Origin of the sequence: Allosphingosinicella sp., from assembly GCF_036387615.1 — a bacterium.
Lineage (GTDB): Bacteria > Pseudomonadota > Alphaproteobacteria > Sphingomonadales > Sphingomonadaceae > Allosphingosinicella.
In genome coordinates, this window is record NZ_DASVTH010000066.1 from 45,829 (window position 1) to 60,465 (window position 14,637).

Here is a 14,637-nt window from a genome sequence, read left to right on the forward strand (position 1 = left end):
GAGCTCGGCCGGAGGGGCAAAAGGTGCTGGCCGCGCCTAGCATCGCCGGGACGGGCAAGAGCCGCATTGGCTATCTGATCGGATCCGATCTCCTCGATCGGATCGAACTCGACACAGAGAAGAACGTCATCGTGCTGGGCAGCACCGATATAGCGCTGCTGCGCGAGAACAACCCATATGACTTCGCGCGCATCCACGTCACCAAAGGCTATTATCGACAATCCTACCGATACGATCTGAGCAAATTCGATGTGCTGCTCAATCAGGTCACCGATGCTGACCAGCATCCGCGGGTGCTTTCGACCTTGGTCCGGATGCTCCAGAGGTATGGCGGGCGTGTGATCAACCGGCCGGAAGCCGTTCTCCGCACGTCTCGCGAGCAGGTCGCGCAGCGCCTGGCTGGGCTGCCCGGTGCACATGTCCCCAAGGTCATCCGGCTGCGCACCAACAAGCAGGCCGCTGTCCGCACCGCAGTGTCGGAAGTGGGAATGCGCTTTCCCGTGATCGCGAGAAGCGCCGGGGTGCATGACGGGAAGGTGATCGGCGTCTTCGACGAGATCGAGGCGCTGCTGCCGCAGCTCGCGGCCAAGCAGGATCATTACCTCACCGAGTTTGTCGATTTCCGGAGCGCTGACGGCCTTTATCGCAAGTATCGCGTGTTCTTCATCGGCGAGCGCTGGTTCGTTCGGCACATGATCGTGTCGGACCGCTGGAACGTGCACATGGCGGACCGTAGTCGAGTGATGCTCGACAGGCCCGCGTTGCGCGAGGAGGAGCGCCAGGTCCTCTCTGACCCGGCTGAGCGGCTCGGCAGCCAAGTCGGTACAGCTCTGCGGAACATTCGGGCCGTGTTCGGCCTCGATTTCTTCGGCGTGGATTTTGGGATCACAGGCGCAGGCAAGTTGCTCCTGTTCGAAGCCAACGCATCGATGAACTTCTTTCCTTTCTCGGCGCTCCCCGAATTCGCCTATGTGGAGACCTGCCTGCCCCCGATGCAGCAGGCGTTCGAGCGCTTGCTCGGGCTAGATCCGCTTGCGGGGCTGACGCTACCACTCGCAAATCGGGTCTCCTGAGGGCGTCCGCAGAACGGGGCAACGGTCGTTCGGGGTCTCCTCATACAGCCGGTCAGCTCGGTGCCCGCTCCGGTCTGAAGACCGCAACTTTTCCCCATCGCTTCTTAACCACTTCCGGGTTAGCCTCGCTCGCGATGGGAACGGTGATCAACTTCGAGGAACGGGCGGTCGCCAGCCTGCGCGCGCGCTGTGCCGCCGCTGAGGAGGCCAACCAGGACCTGATCGCTTTTGCTCGCGGCCATTCGGGGGCGGTCTCCTCGATCCATGAAGCAGTGCTCGCGGCCGTGGAGGCCGAGGGCTTCGATCACCTGATCCACATCGTGACGCAGGACTGGCCGCAGATTTTGGGCCTGGATGCCGTCGCGGTTGCGCTCTACGCGGGCGAGCGGGGCATGCGCGCCGATGCGTCCGGGCTTCAATTCGTCGACCCCCGTGTGATTCAGCGCTCGGTGGCGCGGTTCGAAGGCGTCGTTCTGAGGGGCGTTAAGCGGGGGCACCCGATGTTCGGACCCGCCAGCAGCCTGATCCGGGCTGAGGCGCTGGTTCGGCTGGACAGCGAAGCGCCCTTGCCCAACGGGCTGCTCGCGCTCGGCCAGCGCGGCGAGCAGGGCTTTGAGACCCGGCACGGGTCCGAGTTGCTGGTTTTCCTCGGCCGGGTGCTGACGCGCTGCATGGGCCGGTGGCTGATCCCCTGAAATGAACCGGGTGAATGATGCCCCGCATCATTCAGCCCTGTCCGGGGGACAGGGCGACCCGGCTCATCACCCCGCGCGAGAAATCGCGGCGCGCTGGGGAGACTATCTCACGCATGATCGCCGCCGTTCCGCGCATACGGTGCGGGCTTATGTCGCCACGGCTCATCGGCTGATCCAATTCATCGGCGGCCATTTCGGCGAGCGCGTCGACGCAAATCTGTTGCGCGACCTCAAAGCGTCCGACCTGCGCGCCTATCTGGCGGTGCGGCGGGGCGAGGGGCTTGGCAACAGTTCGGCCGCGCGCGAGCTCTCCGCAGTGCGCGGCTTCCTCGGCTTTGTCGCCGCGCAGGATCGTCGCAGCACCAGCCTGCCGCGTGTCAAAGGTCCGAAGAAGTCTCGCAGCGTGCCGCGGCCGATTGCGCCCGCGGAGGTGATCGCGCTCGCCGGGGACGTGGCCGAGGACGCGAGCGAGGAATGGATCGCCGCACGCAACGAGGCCGTGTTGCTGCTGCTATATGGAAGCGGGCTGCGGATCGCCGAAGCGCTCGGGCTGAGCGGGGCGGCGCTGCCGCTCGGTGAAACGATCCAGGTAATCGGCAAGCGCAACAAGACACGCGTCGTGCCGCTGCTCGCGCCGGTCCGCGAAGCGATCGAACGCTACATCGCGCTCTGTCCCTACCCAACCAGCAACGAACAGCCGCTTTTCCTGGGAGCACGCGGCGGCCCGCTCAACGGTGAGCTGGTGCGCCGTGCGGTGCGCGGCGCGCGGGCCCGGCTGGGCCTGTCGGAGCGCACCACCCCGCATGCGCTGCGCCACAGCTTCGCCACTCACCTGCTCGGCCGCGGCGCGGATCTTCGCTCGCTGCAGGAACTGCTCGGCCATGCCAGCCTTTCCTCGACCCAGATCTACACAGCTGTCGACGCGGCCCATCTGCTCGACGTGTACCGGAACGCGCACCCGCGGGCGTGATCAGCGCGGGTGACGTTTGCGCCAGGTGAGCTGGCGATAGATGTAGGCGAGGACGATCAGCGCGATCACCGCGGCGGAGAGCGGCCCCACCACTTTCTCTATGTCCTCGAACTGCTGGCCGAGCAGATAGCCCGCGACGGCCAGCGCGGAACTCCACCCCGCGGTGCCGATGGTCGACCAGATGAGGAAGCTTTTCAGTCGCATGCGGAGCAGGCCAGCCGGGACGGACACGACCGAGCGGACGGTGGGCAGCATGCGGCCAATTCCGACCACGATCCCGCCGAAGCGACCGAACAGCTTTTCGGCCTTTTCGACATCGTACCAGTCCAGCGTCAGCCAACGGCCATGCTTCTCGACAAACGGGCGGAACCGCTCGATCCCGATCACGCGGGCGAGAAGATACCAGAAGAAGTTGCCGAACATCGCGCCCGCTGTGCCGCACAGGATCACGCCCCACAGCGTCATCTGCCCGCGCGCCGCGCCGAGACCGGCGATCGGCATGATGACCTCGGACGGCACGGGCGGAAACACCGTTTCCAGGAACATGAGCAGGAACACGCCGACATATCCGGTCTGCTCGATCAGGCGGATGACCCAATCAGCCACGAGCGAGCTTCGCCTCGATCGCGTCCCAGATGCGGGCCGGGGTGTCGCTGCCGTTAAACTGGTCGATCGCGACGATTCCGGTCGGCGACGTGACGTTGATCTCGGTCAGCCACTTGCCGCCGATCACGTCGATGCCGACGAAGAGCAGCCCGCGCGCCTTCAGCTCCGGCCCGATCGCGGCGCAAATCTCCTCCTCCGCCGTGGTCAGCTCCGTCTTCTCGGCGGAGCCGCCGACCGCGAGGTTGGACCGAATTTCGCCCTGGCCGGGTAGCCGATTGATCGCGCCGACCACCTCGCCGTCAACGAACACGATTCGTTTGTCGCCCTGCGCCACCTCCGGCAGGAACGCCTGGATCATGTGCGGTTCGCGCCACGCATCGTTAAACACTTCGATCAGCGCAGACAGGTTCGCGCCGTCCGGGCCGATCTTGAAGATCGCCTTGCCGCCATTTCCGTGAAGCGGCTTGACGACCATCTCGCCATGCTTGGCAAGGAAGTGCCGTGCCGCCCCGAGCGAGCGCGTGACCATAGTCGGCGGCATGAACCGGGCGAAATCGAGCACCCACACTTTCTCCGGCGCGTTGCGGACGGCGGCCGGATCGTTCACGACAAAGGTTTCGCCCTGGATACGCTCGAGCAGGTGCGTGGCGGTGATGTAGCCGAGGTCGAACGGCGGATCCTGGCGCATCCACACCACGTCGATGTCGCGGCCAAGATCAAGGAGAATGGGCTCTTCCGCCGTGAAGTGATTGCCCGGCTCGCGCCGCACTGTCACCGGCCTCGCCATCGCGTAGAGACGCCCGCCTTCCCACGTCAGGTCGGGTGCCTGGTATTCGTAGAGTTCGTGCCCGCGAGCCTGCGCACCGAGCATGATCGCGAAGGTGGAGTCCCCGGCAATGTTGATGCCCTGGATCGGGTCCATCTGAACGGCTACGCGGAGGGACATCGGGGCTTTCAGTCTGGGTTCAGCGACGGCCCCCTAAGCGAGCGCCAGAGCAATGTCACGTGGCGCCGCCGTTGCGCAGCCGTGCCGATCTGCTAGACGCACTCGCATAAAACAGAGGATGCCTAATGACTTTAAGAACTTACGCCCTGTCGACCTGCGCGCTGCTCAGCCTGGCCGCTCCGGCCGCGGCCGAAGAAGGCATGTGGCTGCCGCGCCAGACGGCGGGTATTGCGAACGAGCTTAAGGCCGCCGGCCTGCAGCTCGATCCGGCAGTGCTCGGCAATCTTAAATCGGCGCCGCTGACCGCGATCGCTTCGCTCGGCGGCTGCTCGGCGGCGTTCCTGAGCCCGCAGGGGCTGGTCGCGACCAACCATCACTGCGTCTACGGCTCGATCCAGTATAATTCTAAACCGGGTCAGGATTACCTGACCGACGGCTTCCTCGCGGCGAGCCTCACCGACGAGCTTCCGGCCGCGCCGGGCAGCCGGATCTACGTGATCGAGGATCTGCGCGACGTCACCACCGAGATGAATCAGGGCGTCACGTCCAAGCTCTCCGGGCTTGAGCGCTTCGAGACGATGGATCGCAACCGCAAGGCGCTGATCGCCGCCTGCGAGAAACAGCCGAGCCGCCGCTGCGACGTGCGCGCTTATCATGGCGGCGCGACCTACTATCTCCAGCAGCAGCTCGAAATCAAGGACGTGCGTCTGGTCTATGCGCCGGCCGGCGGCATCGGCAATTTCGGCGGGGAGACCGACAATTGGATGTGGCCGCGCCACACCGGCGATTTCGGCTTCTACCGCGCCTATGTCGCCCCGGACGGCTCGTCCGCGCCGTTCGCGAAGGAGAATGTCCCCTACCGTCCGAAGGCCCATCTCAAGGTCGCGAGCCAGGGCGTGAAGGATGGCGACTTCGTCATGGTCGCCGGTTTCCCGGGCACCACCAGCCGCCTGGTCACTGCCGCCGAGGCTAAGTTCAATTTCGAGACCATGCTCCCGGCATCGCAGAAGCTGCTCAACGACTATTCCGACCTGATCGTCCGCCAGACCGCCGGCAACCCGGACGCGGAGATCAAGTACGCGTCGATCCTCAAGGGCTCCGACAATTACAAGAAAAAGGCGCTCGGCGAGATGGCCGGCGCCGATCGGATCGGCCTTGCCGCGCGCAAGCAGGCGACCGAGGACGAATATCGTGCCTGGATCGCCGCGGACCCGAAGCGGGCGAGCCAATATGATCCGGCCCGGCTGGACGCCCTCGTCACCCAGGCCAACCAGGCCGCGCTCGACGGCGCCCGCATGAGCACGCTTTCGCGCGCCCAGCTGCTTTCCGCCGCCCGCAACCTCTACCGCTGGTCAAAGGAGCGGCAGAAGCCCGACGCGCAGCGCGAGTCCGGCTATCAGGATCGCGACCGGCTGCCGACCGAGCAGCGCCTGACCGCGATCGAGCGGCGCTATGTGCCGACCGTGGATCGCGCCGTGCTCGAGCAGGCAGTGACCGAATATAATAAGGTCGATGCCGCCAAGCGCGATGCGGCCTTCGCGGCCAAGCTCAGCCAGATCGGCATGGATCGCCTCTATGCCGACACCAAGCTCGGCGACACCGCCACCCGGCTCGCCTGGCTCGGCAAGTCGCCGGCCGAATTCGAGGCCTCGACCGATCCGTTCATCCAGCTCGCCGTCGCCATGTACCCGGCCGACATCGCCCGCGAGCGGGAGAATAAGGAGCGTTCCGGCCAGCTCCAGGCTGCGCGCTCGGCCTATATGCGCGGCATGCTCGCCCACGCCGAGGCCACCGGCAAGGCGCTCTACCCGGACGCCAACGGGTCGCTCCGCTTCACCCACGGCAAGGTGACCGGCAAGGATGTGGACGGCGAGAAGTGGGAGCCGTTCACCACCGCCGAGGGGCTGGCCGCCAAGCAAACCGGCAAGGGCGAGTTCGCCGCACCCGACAAGGCGATCCAGCTGATCAAGGCGAAGGATTACGGCCGCTACGTCTCGCCCGAGCTCGGCACTTTGCCGGTCGACTTCCTGTCCACCGTCGACATCACCAACGGCAATTCGGGCTCGTCCACGCTGAACGCGCGCGGCGAATTCGTCGGCCTGGCCTTCGACGGCACACTGGAGGGCGTCGTCTCCGACTGGATGTACGACCCCTCGATCAACCGCACGATCCACGTCGACAGCCGCTTCATGCTGTGGACGATGGACAAGGTCGATGGCGCGCAGCGGCTTCTGACCGAGATGGGCGTGACGCAGACGGCGGCGCGTTGATTGAAGATAGTCATCCCGGCGAAAGCCGGGACCCAGCTTCTGCTGTTGAACTTCTGGGTCCCGGCTTGCCCCGGGATGACTAAAAGCTATGACTTCTCATCCCCGCCACACATCCTTCATGTGCATCGGCCAGCGCCGGGGCACGATAAAGATGGCGTCGATGCGTAGCGTGTCTCCGACGCGTTCGTAACGCGCCGCTAGCGCCTGAGCCGCGGCTGCCACGCGGCGCAGGCGATACTCGTCGAGCGCGCGTTCGGCCTCGATCTGGCTCGCCCGCGCTTTCACTTCGACGAACGCCAGAGTGCGGCCGCGCCTGGCGACCAGATCGACTTCGCCAAGCGGTGTGCGGGCGCGGCGGGCGAGGATGCTCCAGCCCTTTAGCTGAAGCCACAGTGCGGCCAGCGCTTCGGCCCGCCGCCCGCCGCCCGCCGCCCGCCGCGCTCGGCGCGCTGTCGCTTCATTTGAGCCTCAGCGCCCGCTCATAGACCTCGCGCCGAGGAAGCCCCAGCGCCTGCGCCACTTCGGCGGCGGCCCGGGAGGCGGAGAGCCGGGTCATCGCGTCGCGCAGCGCCCTGTCGATCTCCTCCTCGCTGGCCGGCTCCGCTTCGCCTGGAGGGCCGACCACCACCACGATCTCGCCCTTCGGCTGCTCGCTCGCGTAACGCTGCGCAAGTTCCTCAAGCGTGCCGGTGACCGTTTCCTCGAACCGCTTGCTGATCTCCCGGACCACCGCGGCCTCTCTAGCGCCAAGCCCGTCACGAAGCGCGGCCAGGGTGGCGCCGAGCCGGGGCCCGCTTTCGAAAAGGACCAGAGTCGCACGCAACGTGGCCAGTTCGGCGATGGCGCCTCCGCGAGCGCCCGGCTTCGATGGAAGAAAGCCAAGGAACAGGAAGCGGTCCGTCGGCAGCCCTGCCAGCGTCAGGGCGGCGATCACGGCGGAAGGCCCTGGCACAGTATGGACTTGCCGACCCGCCGCCCGGGCATCGCGCACCAGCTTGTAGCCCGGATCCGAGATGAGCGGAGTGCCTGCGTCAGAAACAAGCGCTACCGCTTCAAGAGCCATGCGCGCGATAAGCTGGGGCCGGACCCGGTCCGCATTGTGGTCATGATAGGACATCATCGGCCGTTTCACACCGATGTGGGCGAGCAGCTTGGCGGTGACGCGGCTGTCCTCGACTGCGAGCAGGTCGGCGCGGGTCAGGATGTCGGCAGCGCGCGCGCTGAGGTCGGAAAGATTGCCGATCGGCGTGGCCACGATGTAAAGGCCGGGGGCGAGTGCGTTGTCGGTCACAGGCTCAGGGTCATGGCAGAGCGAGTCAAGTCAGGGCAAGCGCGGCGCTGGGTCCTGAAGGGCGCGACGCTCGGCTTTGCGATGCTGCTCGGCGGGTGCGAGATCGTGCCCGATCCGGCGGCGCCCCAGACCAGCGCGCAAGCCGCGCCCGCGGCGACGGTCACCCAGCCATCCGCCGCCGCGCCAGTTCCGGTCGCCAATCGTGAGGCGCAGCGCAACCAGGTGGCTCTGCTCGTCCCGCTCACCGGGCCGAACGCCGGCATCGGCCAGTCGATCGCAAACGCTGCCACTCTCGCGCTCACCGACAGCGGAACGGAGCGGATCCGGATCAGCGTCTACGATACGGCTGGCGGAGCGGCTGCGGCCGCGAACCAGGCGCTGGCCGAAGGCAACCGACTTTTCCTCGGCCCACTGCTTGCCGAGGATGTGCGGGCGGTCGCTCCCCTCGCGCGGGCGGCGCGAGCGCCGGTGATCGCCTTTTCCAACGATGCGAGCGTCGCCAGGAGCGGCGTCTACCTGATGGGCTTCGTGCCCGCCCAGTCGATCGAGCGCGTGGTCGCCTATGCGCGCGGCCAAGGCGTCCATCGCTTCGGCGGGCTCGTCCCGACCGGCGTCTATGGCGAGCGGGCGCGCCAGGCATTTACCTCTGCCGTTCAGCGCGCCGGCGGCCAAGTCACCGCGATCCAGAGCTACGATCGCACTCCCGCCTCGGCGCGCGCCGCAGCCGGGCGGCTGAACGCGCAAGGCGCGTACGACGCGGTGCTGATCGCGGATACCAGCCGGATCGCGGCCGCTGTAGCTCCGGCAATCCGGCGGAACGCGCGCATCCTCGGCACGGAGCTATGGGGGACGGAAACAAACCTCGTGGCCCAGCGGCCGCTGCACGGCGCCTGGTTCGCCGCCGCGCCGGGCGGGATGTTCGAGCCACTGAGCAGCCGCTACCGTAGCCGCTTCGGCAACGATCCGTACCGGCTCGCCAGTCTTGGCTATGATGCGGTGCTGATGACCGTCCGGATCACGGCCGAGTGGCCCTCCGGCCAGCCTCTTCCGGAGCGGGTCCTGCGAACCCAGATCTTCACCGGAATCGACGGCCCGTTTCGCTTCTGGAGCGATGGCGTGGCGGATCGGAGCCTAGAAGTTCAGGAGGTCGGCCCTGGCGGCGTCAGGACCGTCTCCGCCGCCCTTCAGGACCCAAACTAAGCTTCAGCGCACGATTTCAGCAAGGACGCGATCGAGCAGCAGCATCCCGGCCGATGTGAGCCGCAGGCGCGGTCCGTCGCGCTGCAACAGGCGATGGCGTTCGAGCCGCTCGATCGCGGCACGATCGACGACCTCATCCACTTCCGTCTCGGCGAGACTCGCAATTCGGCTCAGATCGACGCCTTCGCGCAGGCGAAGCCCCATCAGCAGCGCCTCCGCGCCCCGTTCTCTCCCGGCGATCTCAGTCTCGTCCGAGACGCCATGGCCGTTGCGGGCCAGGGCGGCGAGCCAGTTTTCTGGCTTGCGGTGGCGCTGTGTGGCCTGGCCGCCGCGACGTCCGTGGGCGCCCGGGCCGATGCCGAGATAAGGCTGGTAGCGCCAATAAGCGAGGTTGTGGCGGCTCTCTTCGCCAGGGCGCGCGTGATTGCTGATCTCATAGGCGGGCAGGCCTGCGGCTTCGCTCCGCTCCTGGGTGAGCTCGTAAAGCGCGGCCAGGTGGTCAGGATCGGCTTCCGTGAGCGCGCCTTTGGCGGCGAGCGCCGCAAAGCGAGTCCCCGGTTCGATCGTCAGCTGATAGAGGGAAATGTGCCCGGTGCCGAAGGACAGGGCGCGGGCGAGCTCCGCGTCCCACGCCGCGTCGCTTTGGCCCGGTAGGCCGTAGATCAGGTCGAAGCTGACGCGGCGAAAAGCCGATTGTGCGGTTCCAAGCGCCGCCAGGCCTTCCGCCACCCCGTGCGCGCGGCCGAGGAAGCGGAGCGCTCTGTCATCGAGCGCCTGGAGGCCCAGCGAGACCCGGTTGACTCCAGCGCGGGCAAGATCGGCGAAGCGGGAGGATTCGACCGAGGACGGATTGGCCTCCAGCGTGATCTCGATCCCGTCGGCGAAACTCCAGTGCGCGTCTGCCGCTTCGATCAGCGCCGACACGGTCTCCGGGGGCATCAGCGATGGCGTGCCCCCGCCGAAGAAGATCGAGGTAATCCGTCCCGACGGCGCTTGGGCGGATTCATGGGCCAGGTCCTGCAGCAACGCGGCGCGCCACCGTTCCTGGTCCACGGAGGCGCGGACGTGGCTGTTGAAGTCGCAATAAGGGCATTTGGAGACGCAGAACGGCCAGTGGATGTAGAGGGCAATCGCCTCTTCGTGATGCTGAACTCGGTTCAGCATCCATTCCTCCACCGCTTGGTGCGGGTGATCGGATGGACCCTGAAACAAGTTCAGGGCAACGAGGGAGTGTCGATCAGCGCCGCCACGAGCTTGCGGAACGCGTCCGCCCGATGGCTCATGGCGTGCTTGGCCCCGGGCTCCATCTCGCCGAAGGTCTGATCGTACCCGATCGGCTGAAACATCGGATCGTAGCCGAAGCCCCTGTCCCCCCGCGGCGGCCAGACGAGCAGGCCGTCAACGCGGCCTTCGAACACTTCGCATTGCCCGTCCTCGGGCCAGCACACCGCGAGCGCGCAGATGAAATGCGCGTCGCGGGACGCTTCCGGCCCTTGCGCCAGTACTTCGTCATGGACGCGCTGCATCGCGAAGCGGAAATCCCGCTCCACCTTGGCCTCCCCCGGTGCCGCGTCCGGCGGCAGGTCGATAGTGCGTTCGGCCCAGCGGGCCGAGTAGATTCCCGGCCGTCCGCTCAGCGCATCAACGCAAATTCCGCTGTCATCGGCGATTGCCGGCAGGCCCGAAAGGTCCGCTGCAGCCCTGGCCTTGAGCATCGCGTTGTCCACGAACGTCGTGCCGATCTCCTCCGGCTCGGGCAGGTCGAGATCGATCGCGGAGACGGCCTCGATGCCGTGCGGCCCAAGCAGCTCCGCAATCTCCGGAATCTTGCCGCGATTGTGGCTGGCGATGACCAGCTTGCCAGGTCCGAGCCTCCGCATCATCGGCCGGTCGCCCGGTCCTGCGCGGCGAAGATGTCGGCGCAGCCGATGCGGGCGAGGCGCAGCAGCCGGAGGAGAGCCTCCTCGTCGTAGGTCTCGCCCTCGGCGGTGACCTGCGCTTCGACGATGTTGCCCTCGGAGGTGAGCACGAAGTTGCCGTCGGCGCCCGCGGCTGAGTCCTCGACATAGTCGAGATCGAGCACGGCCGCTCCATTGTGAATGCCGCAACTGACGGCCGCCACTTTGCCGCGGATCGGATCGCCTTCGATCTGGCCGGCGGCGATCGCCTTGTCGACCGCGATACGCAGCGCAACCCAGGCGCCGGAGATGGCGGCCGTGCGGGTGCCGCCATCGGCCTGGATCACATCGCAGTCGAGCGTGATCTGGCGCTCGCCAAATTTCTCGAGGTCAACCACTGCGCGCAGCGAGCGGCCGATCAGGCGCTGAATCTCCTGCGTACGGCCGGATTGCTTGCCGGACGCGGCTTCGCGACGTCCCCGCGTGTGGGTGGCGCGCGGGAGCATGCCATATTCGGCGGTGACCCAGCCCTTGCCCTTGCCCCGCAGCCAGGGCGGCAGATTGGTTTCCACCGAAGCGGTGCACAGCACCCGTGTGTCGCCGAAGCTGACCAGGCAGCTGCCTTCGGCGTGCCGGGTGAAGCCGGGCTCCATGCTGATCGCCCGCATCTGATCGGGCGCGCGTCCGGATGGGCGCATGTTGTTCCTTTCGTGGTTCGGCGCGGGCCTTAGCAGCATGGGGACACGGATCGCCACCCACTCCGTTCGGCCAGGCTCAGCCCGAACGGGGGAAGAGTGTTGAGGGGTGGTGGCTAGCAGCCTACATCGCCCTCATGGCCACCACACCCATCACCGAACTCACCGATCGCGCTCGGGAGGTGTTCCGGATGGTGGTCGACGGGTATCTGAAGAATGGCGCACCGGTGGGCTCGCGGACGATCTCCAAGTTGCCCGGCATGAACCTGTCTCCCGCCTCGATCCGCAACGTCATGCAGGACCTCGAAGAGTTGGGCCTGCTCAGCCACCCGCACACGTCGGCCGGGCGCATCCCGACGGAAAGCGGTTTGCGCCTGTTCGTCGACGGCATGATGCAGGCAGCCGAGCCGAGCGCTGAGGAGCGGGCCGCGATCGAGGGGCGGATGACGCGCGCGGCCGGGCCGATCGAGGAGGCGTTGGCGGCGGCAACGTCGGCGCTGTCCGGCCTTTCCGCCTGCGCCGGCATCGTTTTGGTACCGAAGCGCGAGCCGGTGCTGAAGCAATTCGGCTTCGTGCCGCTTTCGCCGGGGCAGGCGCTTGCGGTGCTGGTCGGCAGCGACGGCAGTGTCGAGAACCGAGTGGTCGATCTGCCGCCCGGCGTCGGACCGAGTGCGCTGACGGAGGTCGGAAACTATGTCAGCGCACGTCTGTCCGGGCTGACGCTGAGCGAGGCGCAGGCCCGGCTCAGCGGCGAGATCAAGGACGGACGCGCCGCGCTGGACGCGGTGTCGCAGCAGTTGATTGCGCGCGGATTGGCGGTGTGGTCGGAGGATGGGGACAGCCGCCCGGTGCTGATCGTGCGGGGCCAGGCAAACCTGATCGACGGCCATGCCGCGGAAGACCTGGAGCGAGTGCGCCAGCTGCTCGACGAACTCGAGACCAAGCAGGAGATCGCCCGGTTACTGGACAGGGCCCGGGCGGGGCAGGGCATGAAGATCTTCATCGGATCGGAGAACAAGCTGTTCGCCCTGTCCGGCTCTTCCGTCATTGCCGCGCCCTATCGCGGCGGCGACGGCAAGGTGGTCGGCGTGGTGGGCGTGATCGGCCCAACTCGGTTGAACTATGCGCGGGTCGTGCCCATGGTGGATTTCACCGCAAAAGCATTATCGAGATTGTTGGCATGAACGAAGACCAGAGTTTGGACGAACACCAGGACATTCACGACGCGGTCGATCTCGACGCGGAAAGCAACGACGAAAAGCGCATCGCCGATCTTCAGCGGGAGCTGGAGGAAGCGCGGCAGAACGTCCTCTACGCCCAAGCCGAAACCCAGAACGTCCGCCGCCGGCTTGAGCAGGACAAGCAGAGCGCCGCTAATTACGCGGCGACGAGCTTCGCGCGCGACATGCTGAGCGTGAAGGACAATCTCGATCGCGCGCTCGCCGCGGTGCCTGAGGAATTGCGCGCCGACGAGCGGATCAAGTCCTTGCTGACCGGCATCGAGGCGACCGGACGCGAGGTCGACAACGTCTTCAAGCGCAACGGCATCACCCGGATCGAGGCGCTCGGCCAGCCGCTCGACCCGAACCGCCATCAGGCGATGATGGAGCTTCCGAGCGCTGACGCGGAGCCCGGCACGATCGTGCAGGAGATGCAGGCCGGCTACATGATCAAGGATCGCCTGCTGCGCCCGGCCCTGGTCGGGGTAGCCAAGTCCGCTTGAGCAGGGCGCCGGCTTGAACCGGCAGCCGCGCGGCCGCCATCTCGTGGCCGCCGATCGCGCCTTCGCGACCGGCGGCGGCGTGTTGGCGCGGCTCGGGAGCGGCGGCTTCCATCGCATCCTCGACCGGATTGACGCGGGCCTGCTTGAAGGAGGCATCGACGCCGCCCTGCCGGATGGCTCCCGGCGCCTGCTCGGCGGACGCCGACCCGGCCCCGTGCCGATCGTCACCCTGCACAGCTGGCGCGCGCTGGTCCGGCTGATCAGCTCGGGCTCGGTCGGCTGGTACAAGGCCTGGGCGCTGCGCGAATGGTCGAGCCCCGATCCCGTCCCGCTGTTCGACCTCTTCATGCGCAACGGCGAAAGCCTTGGCGCCGTCGCGCGGGCGAAGGGGGTGTGGCGGAGCGTCAACCGCCTCGCCCACCTGCTGCGGCGCAACAGCAAGGCGCGCGCCAGGGCGAACATCGCCTTTCATTATGATCTCGGCAACGATTTCTATCGCGCTTGGCTTGATCCCGGGATGACCTATTCGAGCGCGATCTTCGCGCCCGGCGATAGTCTGGAGCAGGCTCAGGAGCGGAAGATTAGGGCCTTGCTCGACCGGCTGGATCTGCGCCCCGGCCAGCGGCTGCTCGAGATCGGCTGCGGCTGGGGCTCGCTCGCCGAGATCGCGGCGCGGGATTACGGCGTGGAGGTGGTCGGCCTCACCCTGTCGGCGGAGCAGCAAGCCTGGGCCGAGGCGCGCATGGGCAAGGCGGGCCTCTCGGACCGGGTCTCGATCGAGCTTGCCGACTATCGCGACGTCACCGGCAGTTTCGACGCGGTCGCGAGCGTCGAGATGGTGGAAGCGGTCGGCCAGGATTATTGGGCCTCCTACCTTCAGGCGATCGCGCGCGTGCTCGGGCCCGGCGGCCGTGCGGCGCTGCAATTGATCTCGATCCGGGAGGAACTGTTCGACGCCTATGCGGCGAGCGCCGACTTCATCCAAACCTATGTCTTTCCCGGCGGCATGCTGATCAGCGAGCCGCGCTTCCAGGCCCTGGCCGAGCTGGCGGGGCTAAGCTGGCGCGATCGGACCGGCTTCGGCTTGGATTATGCCGAAACGCTGAAACTGTGGCGGGAACGTTACGATGCGGCGGTCGAGCAAGACCATCTGCCGCTCGGGTTCGACCCCGCCTTTCACGACCTGTGGCGTTATTATCTCATGTATTGCGAAGGGGGCTTTCGTGGGCGCGGCATCGATGTCGCGCAGGTTACGCTCGTGAAGCAGTAA

At 66.9% G+C, this 14,637-nt stretch carries 14 protein-coding genes and 1 pseudogene; 8 read left to right on the plus strand and 7 right to left on the minus strand.

Annotated features, from left to right (window positions below):
• Window positions 1-23: 23 nt before the first annotated feature.
• The 3 genes from VF631_RS14890 (at window position 24) to VF631_RS14900 (ending at window position 2,738) form a co-directional block, all read left to right on the plus strand.
• A complete protein-coding gene (locus VF631_RS14890; RefSeq protein WP_431851107.1) occupies window positions 24-1,073 on the plus strand; it encodes an ATP-grasp domain-containing protein in 1,050 nt (349 codons plus the stop codon).
• A 134-nt stretch (window positions 1,074-1,207) separates the two neighbouring features.
• Complete coding sequence (locus VF631_RS14895; protein ID WP_431851108.1) at window positions 1,208-1,768, plus strand: DUF484 family protein; 561 nt, start codon at window positions 1,208-1,210, stop codon at window positions 1,766-1,768.
• 1 nt (window position 1,769) lies between these two features.
• On the plus strand, window positions 1,770-2,738 hold the full coding sequence (locus tag VF631_RS14900; RefSeq protein WP_431851109.1) for a tyrosine recombinase XerC: 969 nt from the start codon (window positions 1,770-1,772) through the stop codon (window positions 2,736-2,738).
• Here VF631_RS14900 and VF631_RS14905 read toward each other — a convergent pair whose 3' ends face one another.
• Window positions 2,739-3,344: a DedA family protein gene (locus VF631_RS14905; RefSeq protein WP_431851110.1), complete on the minus strand. Its 606-nt coding sequence runs from the start codon at window positions 3,342-3,344 to the stop codon at window positions 2,739-2,741.
• Window positions 3,337-4,290 carry a glutathione synthase gene (gene gshB, locus VF631_RS14910; RefSeq protein WP_431851111.1) on the minus strand — a complete coding sequence of 318 codons (954 nt, stop codon included), beginning with the start codon at window positions 4,288-4,290 and terminating at the stop codon, window positions 3,337-3,339. Before gshB ends, VF631_RS14905 begins: the two co-directional genes overlap by 8 nt.
• Window positions 4,291-4,415: 125 nt before the next feature.
• Here gshB and VF631_RS14915 point away from each other — a divergent pair, with 125 nt between their 5' ends.
• Entirely contained in the window at window positions 4,416-6,560 is a 2,145-nt protein-coding gene (locus VF631_RS14915; protein ID WP_431851112.1) for a S46 family peptidase, read from the plus strand.
• A 96-nt stretch (window positions 6,561-6,656) separates the two neighbouring features.
• Here the strand turns inward: VF631_RS14915 and VF631_RS14920 are convergent.
• Both VF631_RS14920 and rsmI read right to left on the minus strand, forming a co-directional pair.
• Window positions 6,657-7,004: pseudogene (locus VF631_RS14920) on the minus strand (YraN family protein); the annotation flags it as partial.
• Window positions 7,005-7,017: 13 nt separating this feature from the next.
• Window positions 7,018-7,851 (minus strand): 16S rRNA (cytidine(1402)-2'-O)-methyltransferase, encoded by an 834-nt coding sequence (gene rsmI / locus VF631_RS14925; RefSeq protein WP_431851113.1) that lies wholly within the window; start codon window positions 7,849-7,851, stop codon window positions 7,018-7,020.
• A gap of 12 nt (window positions 7,852-7,863) precedes the next feature.
• On the opposite strand from rsmI, the gene VF631_RS14930 reads away from it, so the two are divergent.
• Window positions 7,864-9,051 carry a penicillin-binding protein activator gene (locus VF631_RS14930; protein ID WP_431851114.1) on the plus strand — a complete coding sequence of 396 codons (1,188 nt, stop codon included), beginning with the start codon at window positions 7,864-7,866 and terminating at the stop codon, window positions 9,049-9,051.
• A gap of 3 nt (window positions 9,052-9,054) precedes the next feature.
• Here the strand turns inward: VF631_RS14930 and hemW are convergent, their stop codons facing one another.
• Genes hemW through rph form a run of 3 tightly spaced genes read right to left on the minus strand, consistent with a single transcriptional unit; the run spans window position 9,055 to window position 11,647 of the window.
• Complete coding sequence (hemW, locus tag VF631_RS14935; RefSeq protein ID WP_431851115.1) at window positions 9,055-10,215, minus strand: radical SAM family heme chaperone HemW; 1,161 nt, start codon at window positions 10,213-10,215, stop codon at window positions 9,055-9,057.
• Window positions 10,216-10,265: 50 nt separating this feature from the next.
• Window positions 10,266-10,934, minus strand: coding sequence for an RdgB/HAM1 family non-canonical purine NTP pyrophosphatase (rdgB, locus tag VF631_RS14940; RefSeq protein ID WP_431851116.1), 669 nt, complete (start codon window positions 10,932-10,934; stop codon window positions 10,266-10,268).
• Window positions 10,931-11,647, minus strand: coding sequence for a ribonuclease PH (gene rph / locus VF631_RS14945; protein WP_431851117.1), 717 nt, complete (start codon window positions 11,645-11,647; stop codon window positions 10,931-10,933). Before rph ends, rdgB begins: the two co-directional genes overlap by 4 nt.
• Window positions 11,648-11,781: 134 nt before the next feature.
• Between rph and hrcA the strand changes: the two genes are divergently transcribed.
• From hrcA to VF631_RS14960, 3 genes are read left to right on the plus strand one after another with little or no spacing between them, the layout of a single operon-like run.
• The gene (gene hrcA, locus VF631_RS14950) at window positions 11,782-12,828 is read left to right on the plus strand and encodes a heat-inducible transcriptional repressor HrcA (RefSeq protein ID WP_431851118.1); all 1,047 of its coding nucleotides are present in this window, start codon (window positions 11,782-11,784) and stop codon (window positions 12,826-12,828) included.
• A complete protein-coding gene (gene grpE, locus VF631_RS14955) occupies window positions 12,825-13,367 on the plus strand; it encodes a nucleotide exchange factor GrpE (RefSeq protein WP_431851119.1) in 543 nt (180 codons plus the stop codon). The genes hrcA and grpE overlap by 4 nt, the downstream gene beginning before the upstream one ends.
• Before the next feature lie 13 nt (window positions 13,368-13,380).
• Window positions 13,381-14,637 (plus strand): class I SAM-dependent methyltransferase, encoded by a 1,257-nt coding sequence (locus tag VF631_RS14960; RefSeq protein WP_431851120.1) that lies wholly within the window; start codon window positions 13,381-13,383, stop codon window positions 14,635-14,637.

Excerpts from the sequence above, each read along its gene's own strand:
- VF631_RS14915 (WP_431851112.1), top strand. The coding sequence starts at position 4,416 with ATGACTTTAAGAACTTACGCCCTGTCGACCTGCGCGCTGCTCAGCCTG.
- VF631_RS14900 (WP_431851109.1), top strand. The coding sequence starts at position 1,770 with ATGAACCGGGTGAATGATGCCCCGCATCATTCAGCCCTGTCCGGGGGA.
- grpE (WP_431851119.1), top strand. The coding sequence starts at position 12,825 with ATGAACGAAGACCAGAGTTTGGACGAACACCAGGACATTCACGACGCG.
- VF631_RS14930 (WP_431851114.1), top strand. The coding sequence starts at position 7,864 with ATGGCAGAGCGAGTCAAGTCAGGGCAAGCGCGGCGCTGGGTCCTGAAG.
- gshB (WP_431851111.1), bottom strand. The coding sequence starts at position 4,290 with ATGTCCCTCCGCGTAGCCGTTCAGATGGACCCGATCCAGGGCATCAAC.
- rdgB (WP_431851116.1), bottom strand. The coding sequence starts at position 10,934 with ATGATGCGGAGGCTCGGACCTGGCAAGCTGGTCATCGCCAGCCACAAT.
- VF631_RS14895 (WP_431851108.1), top strand. The coding sequence starts at position 1,208 with ATGGGAACGGTGATCAACTTCGAGGAACGGGCGGTCGCCAGCCTGCGC.
- hrcA (WP_431851118.1), top strand. The coding sequence starts at position 11,782 with ATGGCCACCACACCCATCACCGAACTCACCGATCGCGCTCGGGAGGTG.
- hemW (WP_431851115.1), bottom strand. The coding sequence starts at position 10,215 with ATGCTGAACCGAGTTCAGCATCACGAAGAGGCGATTGCCCTCTACATC.
- rph (WP_431851117.1), bottom strand. The coding sequence starts at position 11,647 with ATGCGCCCATCCGGACGCGCGCCCGATCAGATGCGGGCGATCAGCATG.